This is a genomic window from Microbispora sp. NPDC046973, from assembly GCF_040644495.1.
Classification (GTDB): domain Bacteria; phylum Actinomycetota; class Actinomycetes; order Streptosporangiales; family Streptosporangiaceae; genus Microbispora.
The window spans coordinates 103,274-127,753 of the sequence record NZ_JBEYWQ010000014.1 but is presented as its reverse complement, the minus strand read 5'-3'; the positions used below and the strand labels follow the sequence as shown (position 1 = coordinate 127,753).

The window sequence follows — 24,480 nt, the reverse complement described above, 5'->3', positions numbered from 1 at the left end:
CTATCGTCAAGGCGCGATGAGCGAACAGGAGCGCAGGCCCGAGACCGACGGCCGCGACTTCGCCGACGCCGCCTGGTCGGTCCCGAGCTATCTGCTGTCCGGGATCCTGGTATGGGGCGGCCTCGGCTGGTTGCTGAGCTGGTGGACCGGCGTGCATGCGTTCATCCCCATAGGCGTCATTCTCGGGGTCGGGCTGGCTGCCTACCTCGTCTATCTGAAGTACGGCCGCTGACAACCGGCCCGCTTCCCACGCTCTTCTGTTGATCCAATCGTTGAAGGGAACGCCCGTGCGCGAGCGTAGCGAACGGACGAACAAGCACATGCTTCGGGCATTCGGCCCCGAGCAGGTACGCGAGGTGGCCAGGTGACCCCCCTCATGCTCGTCGCCGACGACTTCAAGGCGCCGGGACCGTCGATCTTCGACTTTCCTCCGCTCTACGACGGCGCGCCGTACTGGCTGACCAAGCCGGTGCTGATGGCGATCTTCGGTGCCATCGTGGTGTGCGCTCTCGCGTGGAGCGCCTTCGCCAACCCCAAGCTCGTGCCCCGGGGCATGCAGAACGTCGGCGAGATGGGCTACCAGTTCGTCCGTGACCAGGTGGCCCGCCCGTTCCTGGGCAAGGACGCCGAGCGGTGGATGCCGCTGCTCCTCAGCCTGTTCTTCCTGATCCTGCTGTGGAACTTCTTCGGCGTCGTCCCGCTGATCCAGATCCCGGTCGCGTCGCACATCGCGTTCCCCATCGTCTTCGCGATCACCATCTACGTGATCAAGATCTATCTGGGCATCAAGCACCAGGGCCTCGGCGGCTACTTCAAGAACATGATGTTCCCGCCCGGGCTGCCCAAGCCGATCTACGTGCTGCTCGCGCCGATCGAGTTCCTGTCGAACCTGATCATCGCGCCGTTCACGCACGCCGTCCGACTCTTCGCGAACATGTTCGCCGGCCACCTCATCCTGGCCTTCTTCAGCATGGTCGGCTTCTGGTTCCTGTTCGAGAAGCTGACTCCCCTCGGCGCGGGCCTCGGTGTCGTCGGTGTGATCATGACGGTCGCGATGACCGGCTTCGAGATGTTCATCCAGTTCCTGCAGGCGTTCCTGTTCACGATGCTGGCCGCCATGTACATCGGCAACTCGCTGCACGCCGACCACTGACGGATCCTCCAGACCCGACCTTTCGACGTAGACCAGACCGGTGAGGCGACACTCACCGGCCGACCAGTAAAGGAAGAACAGCAATGAGCGTTCTCGCTGAAGTCTCCGGCAACCTTGGCGCTGTCGGTTACGGCCTCGCCGCCATCGGCCCCGGCATCGGCGTGGGCATCATCTTCGGCCAGGGCGTGCAGGCCATCGCCCGTCAGCCCGAGGCGTACGGCCTCATCCGCCAGAACATGCTGCTCGGCTTCGTTCTCACCGAGGCGCTGGCCCTGATCGGCCTCGTCGCGCCGTTCATCTACTGACGTACCCACTCTGAAGGAAGGCTGCACCCATGACTCTGGCAGCTACGTTCCTCGCTGCGGAGGGCGAGAGCCCCCTCCTTCCGCACGCTTACGAGCTGGTCGTCGGCAGCTTCGCCTTCCTCGTCGTCTTCCTCGTCGTCGGAAAGATCCTCACCCCGCGCATCCAGAAGACGCTGGCCGAGCGGACCGAGGCTATCGAGGGCGGCATCAAGAAGGCCGAGGACGCCCAGGCCGAAGCCCAGCGCACTCTGGAGCAGTACCGGGCGCAGCTCGCGGAGGCCCGCCAGGAGGCGGCCCGCCTCCGCGAGGAGGCCCGCGAGCAGGGCGCCGCGATCAAGGCCGAGCTCCGCGAGGAGGCCCAGGCCGAGGCGCGGCGCATCATCGAGGCGGCCCACGCGCAGACCGAGGCCGACCGCCAGCAGGCGTTCACCCAGCTGCGCGGTGAGATCGGGCGTCTGTCCACCGAGCTGGCGAGCCGCATCGTCGGCGAGTCGCTCGAGGACGAGGCCCGCCAGCGCCGCATCGTGGACCGGTTCCTCGAGGAGCTCGAGGGCCGTCCGGAGGCGGTCCGCTGATGCGCGGCCTCAGCAGGACCGCCCTCACGGAGGTCGAGGAGCGGTTCAACACCGCCGCTGCGACCGCCGACCTCGGCGCTCTCGCCGAGGAGCTGTTCGCCGTCGCCGACCTCTTCGACCGCGAGCACGGGCTGCGGCGGGGTCTTTCCGACCCCTCGCGCCCGGCCGAGCAGAAGGAGAGCGTCCTGCGCTCCCTGCTGCAGGGCAAGGTCGGCGACGCCGCGCTGGAGATCGCGGTCGCCGCGGTCAGGGCCAAGTGGTCCAAGGCCGGCGACCTGCCGGACGCCCTGGAGCGCATCGGCGTGATGTCCGCGGCCGCCGAGGCCGAGTCGGCGCGCCGCCTCGACGACGTCGAGGACGAGCTGTTCCGCTTCGGCCGCATCCTCGCCGCCAACCCGGAGCTGCGCCGCGCGCTCAGCGACCCGGCGGTCCCGGCCGAGCGCAAGCGCGACCTGCTCGCCGCGCTGCTCGACGGGAAGGCCGCTCCGTCCACCGTCCGGCTCGTCACGCAGACCGTGGTGCACCCGCGAGGACGTAGCCTGGAGTCGGCGCTGGAGGAGTTCGGCTGGATCGTCGCGCGGGCGCGCGAGCGCCTGGTGGGCGTGGTCCGCAGCGCGGTGCCGCTCTCGCAGCAGCAGAAGCAGCGGCTCGCGGCCTGGCTGCGAGCCACCTACGGGCGAGACGTCCACCTGAACGTCGAGGTGGACCCGGAGGTGCTCGGTGGGTTCTCCGTGAGAGTCGGAGACGACTACATCGACACCACGATCGCCGGACGTATCGAAGAAGTCCGCCGCCGGTTGGCCGGCTGAGGCGAATAGGGAGACAAGAAAGAGATGGCGGAGCTTACGATCCGGCCGGACGAGATCCGGGACGCCCTTGAGCGCTTCGTCCAGGCGTACGAGCCGGAAGGTGCCGCGCGCGAGGAGATCGGGACCGTCGTCGACGCCGGGGACGGCATCGCCCATGTCTCCGGCCTTCCCTCGGCGATGGCGAACGAGCTGCTCGAGTTCGAGAACGGTACGCGCGGCCTGGCGCTGAACCTCGACGTCCGCGAGATCGGTGCGGTCGTCCTGGGTGACTTCAGCGGCATCGAGGAGGGCCAGCAGGTCCGCCGCACCGGCGAGGTCCTGTCGGTGCCGGTCGGCGACGACTTCCTCGGCCGCGTGGTCGACCCCCTGGGCAACCCGCTCGACGGCAAGGGCCCGATCGCCGCCGAGGGCCGCCGCGCCCTCGAGCTGCAGGCCCCCTCGGTGGTCCAGCGCCAGCCGGTGAAGGAGCCGCTGCAGACCGGCCTCAAGGCGATCGACGCCATGACGCCGATCGGCCGCGGCCAGCGCCAGCTGATCATCGGTGACCGCGGCACCGGCAAGACCGCGATCGCGGTCGACACCATCCTCAACCAGAAGGAGAACTGGCTCTCCGGCGACCCGAGCCGCCAGGTTCGCTGCATCTACGTCGCCGTCGGCCAGAAGGGCTCCACGATCGCCCAGGTGCGGGGCCGCCTCGAGGAGGCGGGCGCGCTGGAGTACACCACCATCGTCGCCGCTCCGGCCTCCGACCCCGCGGGCTACAAGTACATCGCCCCTTACACCGGTTCTGCCATCGGCCAGCACTGGATGTACCAGGGCAAGCACGTGCTGATCGTCTTCGACGACCTCACCAAGCAGGCCGACGCCTACCGCGCGGTGTCGCTGCTGCTGCGTCGTCCGCCGGGCCGTGAGGCGTTCCCCGGCGACGTCTTCTACCTCCACTCGCGTCTGCTGGAGCGCTGCGCCAAGCTCTCCAACGAGATGGGCGGCGGCTCGATGACCGGCCTTCCGATCATCGAGACCAAGGGCAACGACGTGTCGGCGTTCATCCCGACCAACGTCATCTCCATCACCGACGGCCAGTGCTTCCTGGAGACCGACCTGTTCAACGCCGGTGTCCGCCCGGCGATCAACGTCGGTGTCTCGGTCTCCCGAGTCGGCGGTTCCGCCCAGGTCAAGGCCATGCGCAAGGTGGCCGGCACGCTCCGTCTGTCGCTGTCGCAGTACCGCGACCTGGAGGCCTTCGCGGCCTTCGCCTCCGACCTGGACGCGGCCTCCCGCGCCCAGCTGGAGCGCGGCGCCCGCCTGGTCGAGCTGCTCAAGCAGCCGCAGTACAGCCCGTTCCCGGTCGAGAAGCAGGTCGTCTCGGTGTGGGCCGGCACCACCGGCGAGCTGGACGACGTTCCGGTCGAGGACATCCGCCGCTTCGAGGCCGAGTTCCTCGACTACCTCGGCACCGCCCAGAAGGGCGTCTTCGACAGCATCCGGGAGACCAAGGAGCTGACGGACGACACGGTGACCGCCCTCAAGGACGCCATCACGGAGTTCAAGAAGGGCTTCACCACCTCCAGCGGTGAGCTGCTCGTCAACGACGAGCCGGTGGAGGCGCTGGACGCCAGCGAGGTCGGCCAGGAGAAGGTCGTCAAGCACGTTCGCAAGGCCGAGGCGAAGTAACCCATGGGTGCCCAGCTTCGACAGCTGCGGCGGCGGATCAAGTCGGTCAAGTCCACCGCGAAGATCACCCGTGCGCAGGAGCTGATCGCCTCGTCGCGCATCGTCAAGGCGCAGCAGCGGATGCAGGCGGCCGTGCCGTACGAGCGGGAGATCACCCACGCGGTGTCGGCGGTCCTGTCGAACACGACCAACGTCGACCACCCGCTCACGGTGGCCAAGGAGCAGCCGGCCACGGCCGGCGTCCTGATCGTCACCAGCGACCGCGGCTTCGCCGGCGGCTACAACGCCAACATCCTCCGTGAGGCCGAGGCGCTGAAGGGCCACCTGACCGGGCGCGGCCTGACCGTGAAGCCGTACGTCGTGGGCCGCAAGGGCCTCACCTGGCACCGCTTCCGCAGCCGGGAGATGTTCGGCGAGTGGGACGGCTTCTCGGACAACCCGACCTACGGCAACGCCAAGGAGATCGCCGACGCGCTCATCACGGCGTTCAAGGCGGAGGACGGGATCGACGAGATCCACGTCGTCTACACCGGGTTCGTCTCGATGCTGACGCAGAACGTGATCGTCAAGCGGATCCTGCCGCTCGAGGTCGAGGAGACGGAGACGCCCCCGGAGGGCATCCCGCCGTACTACGAGTTCGAGCCGACGGCCGGTGACGTGCTCGACTCGCTGCTGCCGCGCTACATCGAGTCGCGCATCTACAACGCGCTGCTCCAGTCGGCCGCCTCCGAGCACGCCGCCCGGCGCCGCGCGATGAAGTCGGCCACCGACAACGCCAACGAGCTCATCCGCGTGTTCACCCAGCAGATGAACCAGGCGCGTCAGGCCGAGATCACCCAGGAAATCAGCGAGATCGTCGGTGGCGCGAACGCGCTGGCTGACGCCGCAGCGGGGAAAGAGTGAAATGACCGCACAGACTGTTGAGACCACCGTGGGCCGTGTCGCCCGCGTCACCGGTCCGGTCGTCGACGTGGAGTTCCCCGTCGAGGCCATGCCGGACATCTACAACGCGCTCACCGTCGACGTCGAGCTCGCCGGCGAGACCAAGACCCTGACGCTGGAGGTCGCCCAGCACCTCGGCGACAACATCGTCCGGGCCATCTCCATGCAGCCCACCGACGGCGTGGTCCGGGGTGCGGCCGTCACCGACACCGGCGCCCCGATCTCGGTGCCGGTCGGCGACGCCGTCAAGGGCCACGTGTGGAACGCCCTGGGCGAGCCGCTCGACGCCGACAAGGCCTCCATCCAGGTCAACGAGCGCTGGCCGATCCACCGTCCGGCCCCGGCGTTCGACCAGCTCGAGGCCCGTACGGAGATGCTGCCCACCGGCATCAAGGTCATCGACCTGCTCACGCCGTACGTGAAGGGCGGCAAGATCGGTCTGTTCGGCGGCGCGGGCGTCGGCAAGACCGTTCTGATCCAGGAGATGATCCGCCGCGTCGCGCTGAAGTTCTCGGGCACCTCGGTGTTCGCGGGCGTCGGCGAGCGCACCCGTGAGGGCAACGACCTCTGGCTGGAGATGGAGGAGGCGGACGTCCTCAAGGACACCGCGCTCGTCTTCGGCCAGATGGACGAGCCCCCGGGCACCCGTCTGCGGGTGGCGCTGTCCGCTCTGACCATGGCGGAGTACTTCCGCGACGTGCAGAAGCAGGACGTGCTGCTGTTCATCGACAACATCTTCCGCTTCACCCAGGCGGGTTCTGAGGTGTCCACGCTGCTCGGCCGCATGCCGTCCGCCGTGGGTTACCAGCCGACCCTCGCCGACGAGATGGGCGTGCTCCAGGAGCGCATCACCTCCACCCGCGGTCACTCGATCACCTCCATGCAGGCGATCTACGTGCCCGCGGACGACATCACCGACCCGGCCCCGCACAACGCGTTCGCGCACCTCGACGCGCAGACCGTTCTGTCCCGGCCGATCTCGGAGAAGGGCATCTACCCCGCGGTGGACCCGCTCGACTCCTCCTCGCGGATCCTCGACCCGCAGATCATCGGTGAGGAGCACTACGCGGTCGCCCAGGAGACCAAGCGAATCCTGCAGAAGTACAAGGAGCTGCAGGACATCATCGCCATCCTGGGCATCGACGAGCTCTCCGAAGAGGACAAGGTCACCGTTCAGCGGGCGCGCCGCATCGAGCGGTTCCTGTCCCACCCGATGTACGCCGCCGAGGCGTTCACCGGCCAGCCGGGCGAGTTCGTGCCGCTGGACGAGACCATCGCGTCGTTCAAGGGCCTGTGCGCCGGCGAGTACGACCACCTGCCCGAGCAGGCCTTCTTCATGGTCGGCGGCATCGAGCAGGCCATCGCCAAGGCGAAGGAACTCGAGCGCTAGGACGCCTTCGACGCCTGTACGGCACGGCCGTGGCCGCGCCGTACAGGCGTCCGTCGAAAGGGAGCTGAGAAGTGGCAAAGCTTCGCGTGGGCGTCGTGTCGCCGGAACGTGAGATCTGGACGGGCGAGGCCGACATGGTCATTGCCAAGACCGTGGACGGCGAGATCGGTATTATGCCGAACCACGCTCCCGTTCTCGGTGTCCTCGTCGAGGGCGGGGTGCTGCGCGTCAAGCGCGGCGACGAAGGCGACCTCGTGGCCGCGGTGCACGGCGGATTCATCTCCGTCGCCGACAACGACGTGTCGATCCTGGCGGAGGCGGCCGAGCTCGGCTCCGAGGTCGACGTCGCGCGGGCCAAGGACGCGCTGCAGCGTGCTCAGGCCTCGATCGAGGCCGACCAGGAGGACGCGGACGCACGACTGCAGGCCAAGCGTGCGGCTGCCCGGCTGCGGGCGGCCGGCGAAGAGGTCTGACAACAGGAGGAGGGCGGCTAGTGGCGGCGCTTGGGATACTCGCGGGCGTCTTCGCCGTGGCCGCGCTCCTCGTCATCCGGGGTTTCGTCCTGGCACGGGCCCGGGGAACGATCGTCTGCCGGGTACGGGACGGCCAGGGGGGCTGGAAGAGCGGGGTAGCCCGCTACGCAGGGGGAGAGCTCCACTGGATCCCGTTCCTGGGACTCGGCCTGAGGCCGCGCCACGCGATCGCGAGGCGCGGCCTCACCGTTTCCAGCCGGAGGATGCTCGACACGGGTGAGGGCCCCGCCGGCTACTGGACCGTCGTCTGCTCCGCCGAGCGCGGTCCGCTGTCCCTCGCGATGAGCGAGGACGCCCTCACCGGCTTCCTCGCCTGGCTCGAGTCCGCCCCGCCCAGCGCCCATCTGGACGCCGCGTAGACGTCCCTGGGGCGGGTCAGCGGGTTCCGCCGGGCTTCCAGAGGATCTCGTCGCCGGCGGAGGCCACGCGGCAGAGGATGAACATCAGGTCGGACAGGCGGTTCAGATACTTGGCCGTCAGGGGGTTCACGTCGTGGTGCGCCTCCAGCGCCGCCCACGCCGACCGCTCGGCCCGCCGTACGACCGTGCGGGCGACATGGAGGAAGGCCGTGGCGGGTGCGCCGCCGGGCAGGATGAAGCTGCGCAGCGGCTTCAGCTCCGCGTTGAACCGGTCGCACTGCTCCTCCAGCCAGGCGATGTACGGCTCCTCGACCCGCAGCGGCGGAATGTATTCCCTTTGCGTGACTCCGTCACGACCCGGATCCTTGACGACCGGGGTGCACAGGTCGGCGCCGACGTCGAACAACTCGTTCTGCACCCGGCTCAGGACGGCCGTGACGTCCTCGGCCAGGCCGCCCGTGGCGAGAGCGACGCCGATGGCGGCGTTGGCCTCCTCCACGTCCGCGTAGGCGGCCAGTCGGGGGTCGGTCTTGCGGGTGCGGCTCATGTCGCCCAGTGCGGTCGTGCCGTCGTCGCCCGTCTTCGTGTAGATCTTGGACAGGACGACCGGCTTGTCGTTGTCGGCTCGGGTCATGCCGCTCAGCGTAGTCGCCGCACCCTGCGTCATCCGGCGGGGCCGCCGCGCGGGTCACCGGGCGGCGGCCGCCGAGGTCACTGGGCGGAGGCCGCCAGGGGGCCGTCGGAGCTGAAGGTGCGGCGGAAGATGTACACGGCGGTCTCGATCAGCTGATCCGTGGGCGGGGACGGTTCGGTCATCACCCACTCGATGAGTAACTCGGTGATGGCCCCGATGAGACCGAGTGCCAGCAGGTGGAGGTCGAGGGGAGGCATGCGGGCCGCGCCCCGCGCCGAGGATTCGATGACCTTGGTGAACGAGGCCACCGCCTGCTGACGGGCGCCGCTGAGCACGTTGCCCGCCCGCCGGACCTCCAGGTGCATCAGACGGGCGCGCCGCACGTCCTTGGTGACGAAGCGGATGTATTCGGCGATGCCGGCGACGATCCGGTCGTCGAGCGTGGGCGGGGCCGTGTCGATGGCCTCGGTGACCGACGCCAGGGTCTCCTCGATGCACCGCTCGTAAACCGCGCGCATCAGGTCCTCGCGACTGGAGAAGCATTCGTAGAAGGCGCGATTGGAGATGCGCGCCGTCGCGCACAGCCTCTCGATGGTGGTGGCGTGGAAGCCGGGTTGGGCGAACAGGGTGTATGCGGCCGATATGAGCCTTTCCCTCCTGTCTGCAAGCCTTTCGGCAGCCGACATCCCCCGATAGTCCCGTCCCGCCACTTTTCACCTCACCCTGTCATGGTCCCCCCAGAAGTCCCCATTATGAACGCAAGATCCTTTTTGCGGAAGTGCTGGGAAATAAGCACTTCGGGGCTATGCCAAAGACGCTCATTAGCTTGACAAGGCCGTCAAGAGGTCAGCACGCTTACCAATTGGGATACACAGACCGCGCTGCAATTGCATCGGCAATTACAGCAGCCCGCGCGCCAGGGCTGTCGTCACCGCGGCGGTGCGGTCGGAGACGTCGAGTTTCGCGAAGACCCGCAGCAGATGCGTCTTCACCGTGGTCTCGCTGATGAACAACGCCTTGCCGATCTCGGCGTTGGTCAGCCCCCGCGCGACCAGGGCCAGCACCTCCGTCTCGCGCCGGGACAGCGCGGTCGCGGCGGGGGCGCGCAGGCGGGTGACGAGCTTGGTGGCCACCGAGGGCGACAGCACGGTCTCCCCACGCGTCGCGGCGGTGATCGCGGCGAGCAGGTCGGCCCGGGAGGTGTCCTTCAGCAGGTAGCCGGCGGCGCCCGCCTCGACGGCCCGCACGATGTCCTGGTCGGTCTCGTAGGTCGTGAGCACGATCACCCGGATCTCGGGCCGGGCCGCCAGGATGCGCGTCGTCGCGCTCACGCCGTCTCCGCCGGGCATCCGCAGGTCCATCAGGACGACGTCGGGCGTGAGCGCCGCGGCGCGGGCCACGGCCTCCTCGCCGGATCCCGCCTCCCCGGCCACCGTGATCGCCGGATCGGACTCCAGCATCCCGCGCAACCCCTCCCGTACGACGGGATGGTCGTCGACGATCAGCACGCGGACCACGGGGTCACCGGGCGCGGACGGGACGGACGGTGCGGGCGTGGCGGGCATGGCGTGCTCCGTGCGGCTCAAGGGAGTGTCGTGTCGGGTTCGGCGGGGGCACCGGGATCGGCGGCGGGGGAGGGCAGGGTGACCGTGAGGGTGGTGCCCCGGCCGGGGAGGCTCTCGACGCCGAAGGCGCCGCCCTCCTGCTCGACCCTCGACCGCATCGCCCGCAGACCGTATCCGTGCTCGGCGCCCGTGCGGAACCCGGCGCCGTCGTCGCCGACCCGCAGCGTGACGTGGCAGGGGCCGTAGTCCAGGGTCACCGCGACCGACGAGGCTTCGGCGTGCCTGCGCACGTTGGCCAGGCCCTCCTGGGCGGCCCGCAGGAGCACCACCTCGACGCCGGCGGGCAGCGGCCGCGACTCGCCCTCCACCGTGAACGTCGCGTCGATGCCCGCCTCCTCCCCGAGCCTGCCGGTGACCCGCCGCAGCGCCTCCTCCAGCGTGGAGCCGTCGAGCGGCGCCGGGGTGAGCGCCTCGATCAGTCCGCGGGCCTCGGTCAGGTTCTCCCGCGCGGTCCGTACGGCGAGGGCGAGATGGCGCGAGGGGTCAGGCTGGGCCTGGGCCGCCTGGACGAGCATGATGATGCTCGACAGCCCCTGGGCGAGGGTGTCATGGATCTCCCCGGCCAGCCGCTCCCGCTCGGCGAGCGCGCCTCGCTCGGCCGACAGGCGCGCGATCTCGGCGCGGCTCGACTCCAGCTCGACGATGAGCTGGGCGCGCTCCGCGCTCTGCTCGATGATCCGGGTGATCCACGGCCCGAAGACCAGCGTGAACGTGAGGATCAGCGCCATCGAGCCGATGAACATCACCACCTCGTCCCGGTCCCACCGGGCGTTCACCAGGAACCGGCAGACCGGGGCGATGTTGAGGATCAGCACGACCGCGACGGCGCGCCGCACCCGCAGCATCATGAACGCCTGCGGACACAGGGCGAACAGCACGAACGACACCGACGACACCAGGAGCGTCGCCGGGATGAAGACCGCGACGACCAGGGCCCAGTAGAGCAGGGCCCGGCGGTCCTCCTCGCCGTCCAGCATCATCGACCGGCGCCCCAGCAGCACGTACGCCACGGTGAGCACCGCGAGCCCGCCGACGGCCGTGGCCCTGGCCGCCACCGGCGCGTCGGTCATGGCGGCGAACACGGCGGTGACGGCCAGGGTCAGGCCGAAGAGGAGCTCCCCTCCGGCGAAGGTCTTCCAGGCGTGCGCGTCCGTGGCGGTCCCTCCGGGCCGCTGGCAGGCGGCGCCCGGCGCGGGGCCCCGCCAGCTGGAGGACCGTCCGGCGCCGCGCTGCGCGATCGGGCTCATCCGTCGCGCCGCCCCTTCCAGCGGAACGTCGTCACGCACAGCACGAGACCGCCGACCAGCCAGGCGGCCAGGACCAGGGCGACCTTGCCCAGCTCGTACGACCCGGTCAGCTCCAGGGCGGCCCCCGCGTCGCCCAGGAAGACGGACCGGAACCCCTGGCACATCCACTTCAGCGGGAAGATCGAGGCGGCGTTGACCAGCCAGTCGGGCAACTCCGTGATGGGGATGAAGACCCCGGAGACGAACTGCAGCACCACGAACGGCAGGCTGATCACCGCGGTCGCGCTCTTGCCCGAGCGGGGCAGGCCGCTGACCGCGATGCCGAGCACGGACGCGGCCGACACGCCGAGCACGAACACCCAGGCGAACGTGGCCCAGGTCGACATCTCGGCCGGCAGTTCCAGGCCGTAGAACAGCACGGCGATGGCGAGCAGGATGGCCACCTGGAGCACCGTCATGACGAGCACGCTGGCGATCTTGCCGATGAAGTACGCCGCGCGCGGCATCGGGAGTCCGACGAGCCGCTTCAGCGTGCCGTCCTCCCGGTCGCCGGCGATGCCGATGCCGAGGTTCTGGAACCCCGTGCCCATCACGCCCGAGCCGATCAGGCCGGCGGTGTAGAGCTGGGCGACGGTGACGCCGGTCCCCTTGGCGCTGTCGGAGAAGATCGAGGCGAACAGCACCAGGAACACGATCGGCAAGGCGAAGGTGAAGACGACGGCGTCCCTCTCCCGGAACAGCACCTTCGTCTCGACGGCCGCGCGGGCCAGCGCGATCCTGAGCGGGGACGGCAGGGGTGCGGCCGCACGCGGGACGACGGCCGCGGGGGTGGCGGTCATGACGCACTTCCAATCGTGACGGCGGTCTCCGCGACGCCCCCGGCGAGCGGATCCGCGGAGTCGATGAGGCGGAGGTAGACGTCCTCCAGGGTTGGGCGGGTGACGGAGAGCCCGGGGATCTCCCCGTCGTACCTGCGCGACAGCTCCAGGACGGCCGCGGTGGGGTTGTCGGTCTCGAGCTCGCCGTCCGCCCAGCTCACCCTGGCCTTCGCGGTGGCCCGGCCGCCCAGCGTGGCGGGGTCGCCCTCGGCCACCACGCGCCCCTGCGCCACGACCGCCACCCGGTCGGCCAGCGTCTCGGCCTCCTCCAGGTAGTGGGTGGTCAGCACGATCGTCGTGCCGTCGTGCGCCAGCCCCTCGATGAGCTCCCAGAACCGCCGCCGCGCCTCGGGGTCGAAGCCCGTCGTCGGCTCGTCGAGGAACAGCAGCTCGGGACGGCCGATGACGCCGAGGGCGACGTCCACCCGCCGCCGCTGGCCGCCGGAGAGCTGGCGGATGCGTTTGCCCGCGCTCTCGGTGAGCCCGACCTGTTCCATGAGCTCGTCCGGATCGCGGGGGTCGGCGTAGTAGGTGGCGAAGTGGCGCAGGGTCTCCCGTACGGTCAGCTCTGCCCGGTCGTCGGCGGTCTGCAGCACGATGCCGATGCGGGACCGCCACTCGCGGGTCGGCCGGGCCGGGTCCTGCCCCAGCACGGTGACCTCCCCCGCGTCGCGTTTGCGGTAGCCCTCCAGGATCTCGACCGTGGTCGACTTGCCGGCGCCGTTCGGGCCGAGGACGGCGAAGACCTCGCCGTGCTTGACGTCGAGGTCCAGGCCCGCGACGGCCTGGACTTCGCCGTATCGTTTCGTCAGGCCCCGTACGCGTATGGCGTGTTCCATGCCCCAAGAATCCACCGCGGAAGGATCACGGAACACCCTCGATCGGACGATGATCCCTGTCCTCCGTACGGTGGACACGGGCCGGGGTCAAAACAGCGTCGGATTCTCCGGCTCGATGCCGCGCAGGGCGTCGTAGTCGAGCGTCACGCACTCGATGCCGCGGTCGGCCGCGAGCACGCGGGCCTGCGGCTTGATCTCCTGGGCCGCGAAGATCCCCTTGACCGGGGCCAGCCGCGGATCGCGGTTGAGCAGCTCGAGGTAGCGGGTGAGCTGCTCCACGCCGTCGATGTCCCCGCGCCGCTTGATCTCCACCGCGACCGCGCCGCCGAGGTGGTCGCGGCACAGGATGTCCACGGGGCCGATGGCGGTCATGTACTCCCTGCGCACCAGCGTCCAGCCGTCCCCGAGCGTGGTGATGTGCTCGGCGAGCAGTTCCTGCAGGTGCGCCTCGACGCCGTCCTTGCGCAGGCCCGGATCGACGCCCAGCTCGTGGCTGGAGTCGTGCAGGATCTCGTCGATCGTCAGCACCAGCTTCTCGCCGGTCTTGCCGTGCACCACCGACCAGGTGAGCACGCCGTCGATCGTCTCCTCGCGGACCTTGCAGGGAGGGTTCATCCAGTTCAGGGGTTTGAACGCCCGGTCGTCCGCATGAATGGAGACCGAGCCGTCCGCCTTCATCAGGATGAGCCGGGGGGCCATGGGGAGATGGGCGGTGAGCCGTCCCACGTAATCCACGCTGCACCGCGCGATGACCAGCCGCATGTGCGCCAACCCTACCGGGGTTACGGAGGTCCCGAGGCGTTCTGGGACACTGTCGGCCATGGCGTGGACGTCGCGGGCGCTCGCAGTCGCGGGGCCCGGCGGCTCGGCACGGCCGGCCTCCGGGGCATCCGCGCGTACGCCGGCTGAGCCGGTGCTGGAAGAATGGGCCGTCATCTCCCGTTCTGCCTGACATGAACCACCCGGCCTGAACCGCCTGGCTTGACCCCCGGAAGGATGCCCGCCGTGAGTCCCCGCCGTGCCCGCCGCCGCGGCCCGTTCGAACGCCCGGACGGCCGTGCCGTACGGCCGGTGGGCCCCCAGGTGGCCGGGGTGGACCGCGTGGAGAGCGCACACGACGGTGAGTGGGTCGTCCGCAACGTCTCCGGCGCCGCCCAGGGCAAGGCGTACCGGTGCCCGGGGTGCGAGCAGGAGATCAGGCCCGGGCTGCCGCACGTGGTGAGTTGGCCGGCCTGGACCGGGGGAGAGGACGAGCGGCGGCACTGGCACACCGCGTGCTGGCGCAACCGGGCCAACCGGGGTCCGGGCCGCAGCCGTTACTGACACGAGCTTTCGGAGTGGGAATGGACATCAGGGCGTCCACGGTGCTGCCTGCCCGGCGCGAGGACATCGAGCTGCAGACGGCCGACGGGCTGACCCTCGTCGGCGAGGTGGCGGTGCCGGAGAGCCGGCCGCCGGTGGCGACGCTGGTCTGCCTGCATCCTCTGCCCACCCACGGCGGGATGATGGACAGCCACGTGCTGCGCAAGGCGTCCTACCGGCTGCCCGCGCTCGCCGACATCGCGGTGCTGCGCTTCAACACCCGGGGCACGACCTCCGACCGGGGCACCTCCCAGGGCGCCTTCGACGGCGGCGAGGCAGAGCGGTGGGACGTCGCCGCCGCCCTGGAGTACGCCGACTTCCACGACCTGCCGAACCCCTGGCTGCTCGGCTGGTCGTTCGGCACGGAGCTGGCGCTGAAGTGGGGCCGCGACCCGATCGTGCGGGGCGCGATCCTGCTGTCGCCGCCGCTGAAGCGGGCCGGTGACAAAGACCTGGTCGCCTGGGGCGAGTTCGGCCGTCCTCTGGTGGCCCTGGTGCCGGAGCACGACGACTACCTGCGGCCGGAGGAGGCCGTACGCCGGTTCGCGACGGCGCCGCAGGCGGAGGTCGTCGGCGTGGAGGGGGCCAAGCACCTGTGGGTCGGCGAGCCGTACGTGCGGATCGTGCTGAACGAGATCGTCAAGCGCGTGAACCCGGCCGCCGCGCCGCTGCCGACCACGGTCTGAGCGTGACCGGCGGGCCGCCTGGGGTCGCGAATCGGTGACGAACGGCGGCGGCGGGCGCGCGGCGCGTTACCGTGACCTGATGCAGCTCTACTCGCGATCCGCCGGGAGCGGCCTGCCAGTCGTCCTGCTCCACGCGTTCCCCCTGTCATCCGCGATGTGGCTCGCCCAGCGCGAGGGCCTCGCGCCGGTCTGCCGGGTCATCACGCCGGACCTGCGCGGCTTCGGTGGCACGATGCTCGGCGACGACGAGCCCTCGGTCGACCTCATGGCCGACGACGTGGCGCACCTGCTCGACCAGGAGGGCGTCGACCGTGCCGTGGTCGGCGGCCTGTCCATGGGCGGCTATGTGGCGATGGCGCTGTGCCGCCGCCACCCGGACCGCGTACGCGGCCTCATCCTCGCCGACACCAAGGCCCAGGCCGACCCCGAGCCGGCCCGGGCGAACAGGGAGCGGATCGCCGCGGCGGTCCTGGAGAGCGGCACGGGCATCCTCGTGACCGAGTCGCTGCCCCCGATGCTCGGCGCGACCACCAGGGAGCGCAGGGGGATGGTCCTCGGGCGCGTCCGCGGGCTCGTCCAGGCGGCGCCGCCCGCGGCCGTCGCGTGGGCCCAGCGGGCGATGGCCGCAAGGCCGGACGCGTTCGGCACGTTGCGGTCCCTGACCGTTCCGGCGCTGGTGGTGGTGGGCGAGGAGGACGAGCTGTCGCCGCTCGCGGACGCCCAGGCGATGGCGGAGGCCATCCCGCAGGCGCGGCTCGCCGTCATCGAGAAGGCGGGCCACCTGTCCGCCATCGAGCAGCCCGAGGCGTTCAACCGCGTCGTCGCGGAGTTCGTCAAGTCTCTCGACTGAGCCGGGAGGCGGAGACGCTGACACGAGAACCGAGACGCGGCCACGAGAACCGAGACGCGGACACGAGAACGGGGCCCGGCGATGCCGGGCCCCGTTCGTTCAGCCGTCAGACTCCCCGATTGTGCCAGTGGCTACTCCTGCCACCATTCCGCGTCGTCGTCGCTCTTGGTGGAGCTGATCGGCTCGACGGCCGGAGCGGCGGGCACGGCCGGCTTGTCCACGACCGGCGGAGCCGACAGGGCCGGCTTCGCGGGGGCCGCGGCGACGGGCGCGGGCTCGGCGTCCATGCCCGGCAGCGGGGCGCCGCCGAGCAGCTGCCGGAGCTGGGCGAGGTGGCTGGTGATGCTGTCGCGCTGGCGGGTGAGCTCGTCCACCTGGCGCTGCATCGCCGTACGGGTGCGCTCGGCCTCGTTCTTGGCGTCGGTCACGATCGTGTCGGCGCTGGCCTTGGCGTCGGCCACGAGCTGGTCGGCGTTCTTGCGGGCGTTGGCCAGCAGCTGCTTGGCGTGGGTGTCGGCCTCGCGGCGGGTCTGCTCGGCCTGCTGCGTGGCCTTGGCGGCCCGCTGCTCGGCGGTGGCGGCGCGCTGCTCGGCCTCGGCGACCAGCTTCTGGGTGTTGGCCTGGGCGGTGGCGTGCCGCTCGGCCTCCTGGCGCTCGGCCTCCTCGCGGCGGGCGGCGAGCTGGATCTCGAACTCCGCCTCGTCCTGGGCGCGCTTGGCCTCCGACTCCTCCAGGATCCGCTGCGCCTGGGCCCGCATCTCGTCCGCCTGACGCTTGGCCGTGGTGAGCACCTCGTCGCGCTCGCGCTTGGTCGAGGCCCGCAGCTGGGCCACCTCGCGCTCGGTCGTGGTGCGCAGCTTGGCGATCTCGCGCTCGGCGTCCGCCCGCTTCTCCGCGACCTCGTGGTCGGCGGTGGCGCGGATCTTGGCGACCTCGCGCTCGGTCGTGGCGGTCAGCTCGTCGGCCTCACGCCGGGCCGTCGACCGGATCTCCTCCGCGTCGCGCTCGGCGGTGCTGCGCATCTCCTCGGCCTCGCGCGCCGCCAGCGCCCGCTTCTCCGCCGCCTCGTTCTCCGCGGCCGCCCGCAGGTCGGCGGCGTCCACCTTGGCGGCGGCGCGGATCTCGTTCGCCTCCGACCTTGCCGCCTGGACGAGCTCGGTGGCCTGCTCCTCCGCGAGCCTGAGCAACTGCTCGATGCGGGCGCCGAGACCGGAGTACGTCGGCCGCTCCTGCTCCTGCAACTGGCGCTGCGAGTCGGACAGCTCCCGCTGGAGGGCGCCGATCTGTTCCTTGGCCTGACGCAGTTCGGTGTCGAGGGTCTTCAGGTGGTCGTGGACCTGGTGCCGGTCATAACCCCGGAGCACCACGTCGAATTCGCGAGATGGGGCGTCCTCGAAGAAGTTGTTGAGCTGGGCGTCGATGTCGGACTGCATGAGGCTCGATCCTGGTTGTCGAGACGGCTACAGGGGCCGGACGGGGGGTCGGTTCCGAGGCGGGGAAGCCGGTCTGGCGTCCACGTCCGGTGGTACGCCAGCGTACTCCGGTACTGCCGCGTTGGAGGCCCCCTCCGACTTTCTGCGCGACTTGTTACGTATGAACGTTTCTTGCGTTTGTCTAGCGCCTGGACGTCTCGACGAGCTCGGTGAGAACCCCTCCCACATCCTTGGGATGCAGGAACGCGATCGAGGCTCCCATCGACCCGTGCCTGGGCCGCTCGTCGATCAGGCGCACGCCCTTCGCCCCGATCTCCTCCAGGGCCTTGGTGACGTCCGCCACGCCGTACCCGATATGATGCACGCCCTCGCCCCGCTTGGCGAGGAACCTGCCCACGGCGGTGTCGGGGTGCAGCGGTTCGAGGAGCTGGACGTACGACGCGCCCTGGTCGCCGTCGGCCACGTGCAGCATGGCCTCGCGGACGCCCTGTTCCTCGTTCACCTCCCGGCTGACGACGGTCAGGCCGAAGACGGACTCGTAGAACTCGATCTTCTCTTCCAGGTTGTGGCAGGCCACGCCCACGTGGTCGATGCGCAGCAGCATCGGGTCTCCCCTCGCCGTTCCCGTCCCGCCGCCCGATTCCGGGCGGCCGTACTACTCATGGGTATGGTGACACCGTCGCCCCGATCTCATAGTGGAGGGTCTCAATGTCTGGTTCCGTCATCGTCGCCGGAGCACGTACACCGATCGGACGGCTCCTCGGCTCGCTCTCCGACCTGTCCGCCGTCGAGCTGGGCGGGATCGCGATCAAGGCGGCGCTGGAACGGGCGGGCGTCTCCCCTGACCAGGTCCAGTACGTGATCATGGGACAGGTGCTCCAGGCCGGGGCCGGTCAGATCCCCTCGCGCCAGGCGGCGGTGAAGGCCGGCATCCCCATGACCGTGCCCTCCCTCACCATCAACAAGGTGTGCCTGTCGGGCCTCGACGCGATCGCGCTGGCCGACCAGCTCATCCGCGCGGGCGAGTTCGACATCGTCGTCGCGGGCGGCATGGAGTCGATGACCAACGCGCCGCACCTGCTGCCGGGCCTGCGCAAGGGCGTGAAGTACGGCAGCGCCGGGATCCTGGACGCGATGGCCTATGACGGGCTCACCGACGCGTTCGACCAGATCGCCATGGGGGAGTCGACCGAGCGCCACAACGCCAGGCTCGGCCTGACGAGGGAGGAGCAGGACGAGTTCTCCGCGCGGTCGCACCAGCGCGCCGCCGAGGCCACGGAGAAGGGCCTGTTCGACGACGAGATCGTCCCGGTGCCGCTGCCACAGCGAAAGGGCGGTGATCCGGTGCTGTTCTCCGCCGACGAGGGCATCCGCAAGGACACCACGGCAGAGGGCCTGGCGAAGCTGCGCCCGGCGTTCACCAAGGACGGCACCATCACGGCAGGATCTGCCTCGCAGATCTCCGACGGCGCCGTGGCCGTGGTCGTGATGTCGAAGGCCAAGGCCGAGGAGCTGGGCCTCGAATGGCTGGCCGAGATCGGCGCGCACGGCAACGTGGCCGGGCCGGACAACTCGCTGCAGTCCCAGCCCGCCAACGCCATCACACAGGCGCTGGCCAAGCAGGGGCTGACCGTCGGCGACCTCGACCTGCTCGAGATCAACGAGGCGTTCGCCCAGGTCGTGCTGCAGTCGGCGAAGGAGCTCGGCGTCCCGCTCGACAAGGTCAACGTCAACGGCGGCGGCATCGCGCTCGGCCACCCGATCGGCGCGTCCGGCGCGCGGATCGTGCTGACCCTGGCCCACGAGCTGAAGAGGCGCGGCGGCGGCCTCGGCGCGGCCGGCCTGTGCGGCGGCGGCGGCCAGGGCGACGCGCTCATCATCCGGGTTCCCGCGCCCGGCGCCTGATCGGAGCCGCAGGTGGACGTCCGTGAGCTTGTCGGCCAGGCGAGACAGGGACGGCCGCGCGCGGTGGCGCGGCTGATCTCGCTGGTGGAGAACGCCGTCGAGAACGCCGCGAACCCTGGCCACCCTGGGCACTTTGGGAACGCCGGGAACGCCGCGCAGGGCGCGGGCACCGCCGGGGAAGACCGGGCGGCGTCCGCGGCGGCGAGCCGTGCGCTGCGCGAGGCGATGGCCGAGCTCGCCACCGGCGCCGCCCGGCCGCACCCCGCCAGGGTCATCGGCCTGACCGGCTCTCCCGGCGTCGGCAAGTCGACCTCGACCGGCATGCTCATCCGCGCGTTCCGCAGGCGCGGCAGCACGGTGGGGGTGCTGGCGGTCGACCCGTCCAGCCCGTTCACCGGCGGCGCCCTGCTCGGCGACCGCGTACGCATGCAGGACCACGCGACCGACCCGGGCGTCTTCATCCGCAGCATGTCGAGCCGGGGGCACCTGGGCGGGCTCGCGTGGGCCACGCCGCAGGCGCTGCGCGTGCTGGAGGCCGCCGGGTGCGACGTGATCCTCGTCGAGACGGTCGGCGTCGGGCAGGCCGAGGTGGAGATCGCCCGCCTGGCCGACACGACCGTCGTCATCCTCGCGCCGGGCATGGGCGACGGCGTTCAGGCCGCCAAGGCGGGCATCCTCGAGGTCGCCGACGTCCTGGTGGTGAACAAGGCCGACCGCGATGGCGTCCAGACGACCGTGCGGGAGCTGCGGAACATGACGGGCCTCGTCGAGACGCCGTGGCGGCCCCCGATCGTCACGACCGTCGCCTCCAAGGGGGAGGGCGCCGACGACCTGCTCGCCGCGCTGGACAAGCACCAGGCATACCTGGAGGAGTCCGGCGAGGCGCGCAGGCGGCGGCTGGCCAGGGCCCGCGACGAGATCGAGGCCATCGCGCTGGCCCAGCTCCGGTCGCGCTTCGCCGTGCTCCACGGTGACCGTCTCGACGCGCTCGCCGAGCGGCTGCTGGGCGGGGAGACCGACCCCTACGCCGCCGCCGACGACCTCATCGCCGCGCTGCGCTGAGGTATCGGGCCGCGCTGAGCTGTCGGGCTGCGCTGAGCTGTCGGGCTGCGCTGAGCTGTCGGGCTGCGCTGAGCTGTCGGGCCGCGCTGCGGCACCGGGCCACGCCCCGGCCCGTACGGCTCTCGCATCGCGGCGGCCGACGGGTCAGGGCTCGCCGGCGTACTTGACCGTGATCTTCGTGAAGCCGAGGGACTTCAGCATGCCCTCCAGCATGGCCTTGGCGTTCTGGTCGGCCCGGGAGCGCAGGTCGCCGGCGGCGGCCGCGTCGCCGATCTTGCGTTCGGCCAGGACGTAGAGCTCCTGCTGGTTCTGCGGCGACGACGACAGGAAGTCGGAGATCCGGTCGAAGATGCCCCGCTCCTGCGCGAAGACGTACGACCGCTTGTTGTCGAGGTTCGGCTTCTCCAGCTCGGCGTGCGGCAGCCGCACCGTCACGGTCGTGCGGTCCGCAGAGACCGTGAAGGCGTCTTTGGGCAGCGACGAGAAGTCCACGTAGGCGTCCACGGTGCCGGCGCCCACGAAGAGCGTGCGGGAGCCCTTGATCGCGTCGGGGAGGAACTTCGCGTCCTTCTCCAGGTCGACGATGACCTGGAAGTCACCGGTCGCGGCCTCGAAGCGGCTCAGGTTCTGCACCGACCGGAGCAGCGCGGGGCCGCTGCGGTCGATGGTCTGCTCGCCCAGCGGGTTGAGCCAGGACAAGGTCAGCCGGGCGCCGACCACGAGCAGCAGGACCACGAACAGCAGGCCGGCGAGCACCCGCCAGCCGCGCCGGGAGCGGGGTGCGGGGGCCCCGGCGCGCGCCGTGGCGTCGGTGGCGGCGCCGGAGTCGGCCGGCGCGAACGAGGGACGGGTCTGACGGTCCACGGGAGGAATCTTCCCGGTATTCCCGCGATCTCACGCTCGGCAAGATCATTTCTGCCCCCAGGCCGTTCTTCGGCCATCCCAAAACCCGTCTTCCGCCCGGTCCACCGGCCGGACGGGCCCGCGCCGCAGCGCTCACGCCCTGCTTGGTTGCGGGGCGGGCTTCCATCGCCACGCTCCCGTTCCCGGCCCGGTGGCCGGGTGCGGCCTCGCCTGCAGTCCGGCGGCCTACCGCGCGTCGCGCCCGGGTCCGCCCGGTGCGGGGCGCGGACTGTGCGGCGGGGCGGGGCGCTGCCCGGTCTCGCTCACCGCCTGCGGGCACTATGTGGCGGGCGCCAGGAGCGTGCCGGGCACGCCCGCCACGCCGGGGTCGTCCTGGGGGCCGGCGTCGCCGGGGTCGGCGTCGCCCTTGGCAGGCTGGGCGCGGTCCGTGGGACCGCCGTCAGAACCGCCGTCACGTCCGCCGTCACGAACGTCGTCGCGTCCCCCGGGGCGTGCGACGTGTCCGGGACGCCCGTCGCCGCCGGGTTGCGAAACCCCGGACCGCGGACGGCCGGACCGGTGGCCCTTGACCGGTGAGGGTCTCGTGCCACCGGGCCGTGCCTGCGTGCCGGGCTGCGGGCGGCCGGGCCGGTTCTGGACCTGTGACGGGCTCGCGCCGACGCCGCCGGGCCGTGCCTGCGCTCCGGGCCTTTCCTGCGCACCGGACGCGCCGGGCCTTTCCTGCTGCGCTCCGGGACGGTCAGGGGAGGCGGCGTCACCGGGCCTGCCGGTCCTTCCGGGCCGCCAGGGGCGCGACGGCGCCTGGCCCGGGACCCACGGGCCGCCTCTCCGGGCGCCTTCGCCGTTCGGCGCGTCCCACCGGCCCGGATAACCCGGGCGGCCCATCGGACCCTGTCCCATCGGACCCTGTCCCATCGGACCTTGTCCCATCGGGCCCTGACCCGCCGGATCCTGGCCCGCCGGGCTCGCGGCGGGAGACGGCCACACCGGGGCGGCCGGACTCGGGCCGATCCACCCCGGACCGGTCTCGCCGCCACGCGGGTCCGCGTCCCGTTCCCAGTCGGCGGCGGGGCCGGTCGGCATGCCGGTGGCGACGGCCGTACCCGTAGGAGTCGGCTCGACCGGATAGTCCGGCGCGTACGCCGGGGTGGGGTTCACCGGATACCCCGACGCGACGGGGTCGGCGGGCCGGGTGCCGCCGCCGAAGTGCTTGGCCTGCAGGCCGCAGGAGACGAAGTCGGAGTAGAACATGCGCAGCCAGTCGTGCCGCTGGGCCTCGCTCAGTTCGGAGAACCAGATGGCCGCCTCGTGGTGCTCGCGCAACGGTCCGTTGGGCAGCGCGGCACCCCGCAGCCAGGCGACGACGATACCTCGGTAGCCCGCGGCCACGGTGCCCGTGCAGGGGCGGGCCAGGCGGTCGAGGAACTCGGTGGCCGCCCGCTGGGCGTACCCGGACCCGAGGTCGTCGATGTGGACGACGACCAGTCCCGGCCCCGCGGGGTCCTCCTCGCCGTACGCCCGCTGCTCGACCCTCTTGAAGGCGGCCGGCGTGCCGTTCAGGCGCATCGCGAGCGCGGTGAACACGGTGGCGAGCTCGGCCAGGCCCCCGCGCAGCGCCGGATGCACGCAGACGCTGATCGGCCATTCCTGGCAGACGAGGCGTTCGCTCACCGTTATCGTCCGCGGCCCGGTGACGAGCCGCGCCGCGCCGGTCCCGGCGGCCAGCACGGCGATCACCGCGGCGGCCAGCGCCAGTGTCCGCCGGGTCACCAGGGCCACCCACCCGAGCAGCAGCGCGGTGCTGAGCCCCAGCAGCCACAGCGTCTGGTCCGCGTAGGCGGTCTCGCTGACGCCGGAGAGCAGGTCGTACGGCTCCCCGGTGCCGGGCGCGAGCCGGTCGGCCCAGTTGGGCCCGGCGGCCAGCCAGGTGAACAGCCCGAATGTGCCGGCTCCCGCGATCAGCGGGACGACGACGACCGGCACGAGCCAGCCGAGGATCCAGCCGACCACGACGTACAGCCCCAGCCCGGCGACGGACATCGCGAGGCCGCCGGGCAGCAGCGGCCCGCCCTGCCCGGTCAGCGCGGCGCGCAGCCCGAGCAGCAGTACGGTGGCCCCGAAGGAACCGGTGACGACCGCGGTGATCGACAACGGCGCCCTGGCGGCCCGCCACGGCGTCAGGACACGGCCCTTTTCCGCGCGGCGCCTGCGGAACGCGACCCAGGCCGCGAACGCGGCGCCGAGCGGCCCCGTCAGGCGCAGCGAGCCGATGACGGCCGCCACTATGTCGTCCCAGTCCATGAAACCGGGAATGAGGACGCTCCACGCGGCGACGAGCGCGAGCACGAACAGCACGGTCGCCGCGACCAGCGCGCCGTGTCTCAGCTCACCGCGTGAACCGCCCCTATGCTCACCCACAGCAGGGCGCGGCCCCTGGCCACGCCGCCGAAGTCCGGCGCGCATGCGGCGCCGGGACAGCGATGCTGTCCATTGAGAATCTCCCCCGTGTCTGTGTGAGCGGTGCGCGAACCCACGCCGTTCCCCGTGGCGCTGGTTCGCCGGCCGGCCTCGCCTCGTCCGCCGTCGGACGCGTCCCCCGCGGACCCCCGTCCGCGAGACGTCCTCTAGCAGACGGGGTTCCCCGTGCCGCCGGGTTTGCCGCCGCCTCACCTTTCGACGTGGCAACCATAACGGAGCGTGACCCGCACGGGGGGAGTTCTGGGGTCAAGGAATGAATCCGGTTACGCTCGGTGCGCCGGTCGATCTTGGCCGGCGTCGCGCTACCGTATATCGCTGTGTCCGTTCCGCCCAGCTCAGAGCCGCCGCCCACGGGTGGCCCCCGGCCGCTCAAGCTCCCGTTCGACCCGATCGAGCGGGCGGCGCAGACCTGGCGTTCGACGTTCGGGCCGTCGTCCGCCATGGCCGCCGTCACTTCGATCATGAGAGCCCATCAGATCCTGCTGGCGCAACTGGACACGCTGCTCAAGCCGTACGACCTGACCTTCGCCCGGTATGAGGCGCTGGTGCTGCTCACGTTCAGCCGGGCCGGGTCGCTGCCGCTGTCGAAGATCGGCGAGCGGCTGATGGTGCACCCCACGAGCGTCACCAACACCGTGGACCGTCTCGAACGGGCCGGCCTGGTCCGCCGCATGCGCAACCCGCGGGACGGCCGCGGCGTGCTCGCCGAGATCACCGACGAGGGCCGGGACATCGTGCGACGGGCCACGGCCGACCTGATGAACGCGGGCTTCTGCATGGGCATGTACGACGACGCCGAGCTGGACGAGATGTTCGGCCTGCTCAGGACCCTGCGCGTCGCCGCGGGCGACTTCAGCTCCTGACGCGGGCCGGGGAA

General features: G+C 71.1%; 27 protein-coding genes and 1 pseudogene. 16 read left to right on the top strand and 12 right to left on the bottom strand.

Translation table 11 applies throughout. The features are described from left to right. Positions 1-16 precede the first annotated feature (16 nt). The 10 genes from ABZ860_RS24945 (at position 17) to ABZ860_RS24900 (ending at position 7,740) form a co-directional block, all read left to right on the top strand. Positions 17-232, top strand: coding sequence for a hypothetical protein (locus ABZ860_RS24945; RefSeq protein WP_079320510.1), 216 nt, complete (start codon positions 17-19; stop codon positions 230-232). Positions 233-364: 132 nt separating this feature from the next. Beyond that, a complete protein-coding gene (gene atpB / locus ABZ860_RS24940) occupies positions 365-1,153 on the top strand; it encodes a F0F1 ATP synthase subunit A (RefSeq protein ID WP_079320509.1) in 789 nt (262 codons plus the stop codon). 83 nt (positions 1,154-1,236) lie between these two features. Next, entirely contained in the window at positions 1,237-1,458 is a 222-nt protein-coding gene (gene atpE / locus ABZ860_RS24935; protein WP_079320508.1) for an ATP synthase F0 subunit C, read from the top strand. A 29-nt stretch (positions 1,459-1,487) separates the two neighbouring features. Further along, the gene (locus ABZ860_RS24930) at positions 1,488-2,033 is read left to right on the top strand and encodes a F0F1 ATP synthase subunit B (RefSeq protein WP_357224332.1); all 546 of its coding nucleotides are present in this window, start codon (positions 1,488-1,490) and stop codon (positions 2,031-2,033) included. Then, positions 2,033-2,842 carry a F0F1 ATP synthase subunit delta gene (locus ABZ860_RS24925; RefSeq protein ID WP_357224330.1) on the top strand — a complete coding sequence of 270 codons (810 nt, stop codon included), beginning with the start codon at positions 2,033-2,035 and terminating at the stop codon, positions 2,840-2,842. The genes ABZ860_RS24930 and ABZ860_RS24925 overlap by 1 nt, the downstream gene beginning before the upstream one ends. A 24-nt stretch (positions 2,843-2,866) precedes the next feature. After that, on the top strand, positions 2,867-4,516 hold the full coding sequence (atpA, locus tag ABZ860_RS24920) for a F0F1 ATP synthase subunit alpha (RefSeq protein WP_357224328.1): 1,650 nt from the start codon (positions 2,867-2,869) through the stop codon (positions 4,514-4,516). Positions 4,517-4,519: 3 nt separating this feature from the next. Continuing rightward, entirely contained in the window at positions 4,520-5,419 is a 900-nt protein-coding gene (locus tag ABZ860_RS24915) for a F0F1 ATP synthase subunit gamma (protein WP_357224326.1), read from the top strand. A 1-nt stretch (position 5,420) separates the two neighbouring features. Continuing rightward, positions 5,421-6,848, top strand: coding sequence for a F0F1 ATP synthase subunit beta (gene atpD / locus ABZ860_RS24910; protein ID WP_357224323.1), 1,428 nt, complete (start codon positions 5,421-5,423; stop codon positions 6,846-6,848). 71 nt (positions 6,849-6,919) lie between these two features. Continuing rightward, positions 6,920-7,321, top strand: coding sequence for a F0F1 ATP synthase subunit epsilon (locus ABZ860_RS24905; RefSeq protein ID WP_079320504.1), 402 nt, complete (start codon positions 6,920-6,922; stop codon positions 7,319-7,321). A 20-nt stretch (positions 7,322-7,341) separates the two neighbouring features. After that, on the top strand, positions 7,342-7,740 hold the full coding sequence (locus ABZ860_RS24900; protein WP_357224321.1) for a DUF2550 domain-containing protein: 399 nt from the start codon (positions 7,342-7,344) through the stop codon (positions 7,738-7,740). A 16-nt stretch (positions 7,741-7,756) separates the two neighbouring features. Here ABZ860_RS24900 and ABZ860_RS24895 read toward each other — a convergent pair whose 3' ends face one another. The 8 genes and pseudogenes from ABZ860_RS24895 to nucS form a co-directional block, all read right to left on the bottom strand. Beyond that, entirely contained in the window at positions 7,757-8,374 is a 618-nt protein-coding gene (locus ABZ860_RS24895) for a cob(I)yrinic acid a,c-diamide adenosyltransferase (RefSeq protein WP_357224319.1), read from the bottom strand. A gap of 77 nt (positions 8,375-8,451) precedes the next feature. Then, positions 8,452-8,892, bottom strand: a complete 441-nt coding sequence (locus ABZ860_RS24890; protein WP_357224527.1) for a hypothetical protein — start codon at positions 8,890-8,892, stop codon at positions 8,452-8,454. Then, positions 8,893-9,060, bottom strand: a pseudogene (locus ABZ860_RS24885) (helix-turn-helix domain-containing protein); the annotation flags it as partial. It abuts the gene before it with no gap. A 213-nt stretch (positions 9,061-9,273) separates the two neighbouring features. Next, a complete protein-coding gene (locus ABZ860_RS24880) occupies positions 9,274-9,891 on the bottom strand; it encodes a response regulator transcription factor (RefSeq protein ID WP_357224515.1) in 618 nt (205 codons plus the stop codon). 65 nt (positions 9,892-9,956) lie between these two features. Further along, positions 9,957-11,246: a sensor histidine kinase gene (locus ABZ860_RS24875; protein WP_357224318.1), complete on the bottom strand. Its 1,290-nt coding sequence runs from the start codon at positions 11,244-11,246 to the stop codon at positions 9,957-9,959. Then, positions 11,243-12,085: an ABC transporter permease gene (locus ABZ860_RS24870; RefSeq protein WP_357224317.1), complete on the bottom strand. Its 843-nt coding sequence runs from the start codon at positions 12,083-12,085 to the stop codon at positions 11,243-11,245. The genes ABZ860_RS24875 and ABZ860_RS24870 overlap by 4 nt, the downstream gene beginning before the upstream one ends. After that, complete coding sequence (locus tag ABZ860_RS24865; protein WP_357224315.1) at positions 12,082-12,963, bottom strand: ABC transporter ATP-binding protein; 882 nt, start codon at positions 12,961-12,963, stop codon at positions 12,082-12,084. Before ABZ860_RS24865 ends, ABZ860_RS24870 begins: the two co-directional genes overlap by 4 nt. Before the next feature lie 87 nt (positions 12,964-13,050). Next, positions 13,051-13,725, bottom strand: a complete 675-nt coding sequence (gene nucS / locus ABZ860_RS24860; protein WP_357224313.1) for an endonuclease NucS — start codon at positions 13,723-13,725, stop codon at positions 13,051-13,053. Between the two features lie 243 nt (positions 13,726-13,968). Between nucS and ABZ860_RS24855 the strand changes: the two genes are divergently transcribed. From ABZ860_RS24855 to ABZ860_RS24845, 3 genes are all read left to right on the top strand, one after another. Beyond that, positions 13,969-14,286, top strand: a complete 318-nt coding sequence (locus ABZ860_RS24855) for an ATP/GTP-binding protein (RefSeq protein ID WP_357224311.1) — start codon at positions 13,969-13,971, stop codon at positions 14,284-14,286. 20 nt (positions 14,287-14,306) lie between these two features. Beyond that, positions 14,307-15,011, top strand: a complete 705-nt coding sequence (locus ABZ860_RS24850; RefSeq protein WP_357224310.1) for an alpha/beta hydrolase — start codon at positions 14,307-14,309, stop codon at positions 15,009-15,011. 79 nt (positions 15,012-15,090) lie between these two features. Next, positions 15,091-15,861, top strand: coding sequence for an alpha/beta fold hydrolase (locus ABZ860_RS24845; RefSeq protein ID WP_357224307.1), 771 nt, complete (start codon positions 15,091-15,093; stop codon positions 15,859-15,861). A 131-nt stretch (positions 15,862-15,992) separates the two neighbouring features. Here ABZ860_RS24845 and ABZ860_RS24840 read toward each other — a convergent pair whose 3' ends face one another. Both ABZ860_RS24840 and mce read right to left on the bottom strand, forming a co-directional pair. After that, positions 15,993-17,294: a DivIVA domain-containing protein gene (locus tag ABZ860_RS24840; protein ID WP_357224306.1), complete on the bottom strand. Its 1,302-nt coding sequence runs from the start codon at positions 17,292-17,294 to the stop codon at positions 15,993-15,995. Between the two features lie 181 nt (positions 17,295-17,475). Continuing rightward, positions 17,476-17,898, bottom strand: coding sequence for a methylmalonyl-CoA epimerase (gene mce / locus ABZ860_RS24835; protein WP_139575889.1), 423 nt, complete (start codon positions 17,896-17,898; stop codon positions 17,476-17,478). Between the two features lie 104 nt (positions 17,899-18,002). On the opposite strand from mce, the gene ABZ860_RS24830 reads away from it, so the two are divergent. Together ABZ860_RS24830 and meaB are read left to right on the top strand one after the other, a co-directional pair. After that, entirely contained in the window at positions 18,003-19,199 is a 1,197-nt protein-coding gene (locus ABZ860_RS24830) for an acetyl-CoA C-acetyltransferase (protein ID WP_357224303.1), read from the top strand. A 12-nt stretch (positions 19,200-19,211) separates the two neighbouring features. Beyond that, positions 19,212-20,261 (top strand): methylmalonyl Co-A mutase-associated GTPase MeaB, encoded by a 1,050-nt coding sequence (gene meaB, locus ABZ860_RS24825; protein WP_357224302.1) that lies wholly within the window; start codon positions 19,212-19,214, stop codon positions 20,259-20,261. A 144-nt stretch (positions 20,262-20,405) separates the two neighbouring features. On the opposite strand, the gene ABZ860_RS24820 is transcribed toward meaB, so the two are convergent. Together ABZ860_RS24820 and ABZ860_RS24815 are read right to left on the bottom strand one after the other, a co-directional pair. After that, positions 20,406-21,125 (bottom strand): DUF4230 domain-containing protein, encoded by a 720-nt coding sequence (locus ABZ860_RS24820; protein ID WP_357224300.1) that lies wholly within the window; start codon positions 21,123-21,125, stop codon positions 20,406-20,408. A gap of 318 nt (positions 21,126-21,443) precedes the next feature. After that, positions 21,444-23,543: a hypothetical protein gene (locus ABZ860_RS24815; protein ID WP_357224299.1), complete on the bottom strand. Its 2,100-nt coding sequence runs from the start codon at positions 23,541-23,543 to the stop codon at positions 21,444-21,446. 377 nt (positions 23,544-23,920) lie between these two features. Here ABZ860_RS24815 and ABZ860_RS24810 point away from each other — a divergent pair, with 377 nt between their 5' ends. Next, positions 23,921-24,466, top strand: a complete 546-nt coding sequence (locus ABZ860_RS24810) for a MarR family transcriptional regulator (RefSeq protein ID WP_357224296.1) — start codon at positions 23,921-23,923, stop codon at positions 24,464-24,466. Positions 24,467-24,480 lie beyond the last annotated feature (14 nt).

What these genes read in the sequence shown, in the direction of transcription:
- ABZ860_RS24945 (WP_079320510.1), top strand. Translation starts at nt 17, where the DNA reads ATGAGCGAACAGGAGCGCAGGCCCGAGACCGACGGCCGCGACTTCGCC.
- ABZ860_RS24875 (WP_357224318.1), bottom strand. Translation starts at nt 11,246, where the DNA reads ATGAGCCCGATCGCGCAGCGCGGCGCCGGACGGTCCTCCAGCTGGCGG.
- ABZ860_RS24870 (WP_357224317.1), bottom strand. Translation starts at nt 12,085, where the DNA reads ATGACCGCCACCCCCGCGGCCGTCGTCCCGCGTGCGGCCGCACCCCTG.
- nucS (WP_357224313.1), bottom strand. Translation starts at nt 13,725, where the DNA reads ATGCGGCTGGTCATCGCGCGGTGCAGCGTGGATTACGTGGGACGGCTC.
- ABZ860_RS24925 (WP_357224330.1), top strand. Translation starts at nt 2,033, where the DNA reads ATGCGCGGCCTCAGCAGGACCGCCCTCACGGAGGTCGAGGAGCGGTTC.
- ABZ860_RS24890 (WP_357224527.1), bottom strand. Translation starts at nt 8,892, where the DNA reads ATGCGCGCGGTTTACGAGCGGTGCATCGAGGAGACCCTGGCGTCGGTC.
- ABZ860_RS24865 (WP_357224315.1), bottom strand. Translation starts at nt 12,963, where the DNA reads ATGGAACACGCCATACGCGTACGGGGCCTGACGAAACGATACGGCGAA.
- atpA (WP_357224328.1), top strand. Translation starts at nt 2,867, where the DNA reads ATGGCGGAGCTTACGATCCGGCCGGACGAGATCCGGGACGCCCTTGAG.
- ABZ860_RS24845 (WP_357224307.1), top strand. Translation starts at nt 15,091, where the DNA reads ATGCAGCTCTACTCGCGATCCGCCGGGAGCGGCCTGCCAGTCGTCCTG.
- atpE (WP_079320508.1), top strand. Translation starts at nt 1,237, where the DNA reads ATGAGCGTTCTCGCTGAAGTCTCCGGCAACCTTGGCGCTGTCGGTTAC.
- ABZ860_RS24915 (WP_357224326.1), top strand. Translation starts at nt 4,520, where the DNA reads ATGGGTGCCCAGCTTCGACAGCTGCGGCGGCGGATCAAGTCGGTCAAG.
- mce (WP_139575889.1), bottom strand. Translation starts at nt 17,898, where the DNA reads ATGCTGCTGCGCATCGACCACGTGGGCGTGGCCTGCCACAACCTGGAA.
- ABZ860_RS24830 (WP_357224303.1), top strand. Translation starts at nt 18,003, where the DNA reads ATGTCTGGTTCCGTCATCGTCGCCGGAGCACGTACACCGATCGGACGG.
- ABZ860_RS24840 (WP_357224306.1), bottom strand. Translation starts at nt 17,294, where the DNA reads ATGCAGTCCGACATCGACGCCCAGCTCAACAACTTCTTCGAGGACGCC.
- ABZ860_RS24930 (WP_357224332.1), top strand. Translation starts at nt 1,488, where the DNA reads ATGACTCTGGCAGCTACGTTCCTCGCTGCGGAGGGCGAGAGCCCCCTC.
- ABZ860_RS24850 (WP_357224310.1), top strand. Translation starts at nt 14,307, where the DNA reads ATGGACATCAGGGCGTCCACGGTGCTGCCTGCCCGGCGCGAGGACATC.
- ABZ860_RS24895 (WP_357224319.1), bottom strand. Translation starts at nt 8,374, where the DNA reads ATGACCCGAGCCGACAACGACAAGCCGGTCGTCCTGTCCAAGATCTAC.
- atpD (WP_357224323.1), top strand. Translation starts at nt 5,421, where the DNA reads ATGACCGCACAGACTGTTGAGACCACCGTGGGCCGTGTCGCCCGCGTC.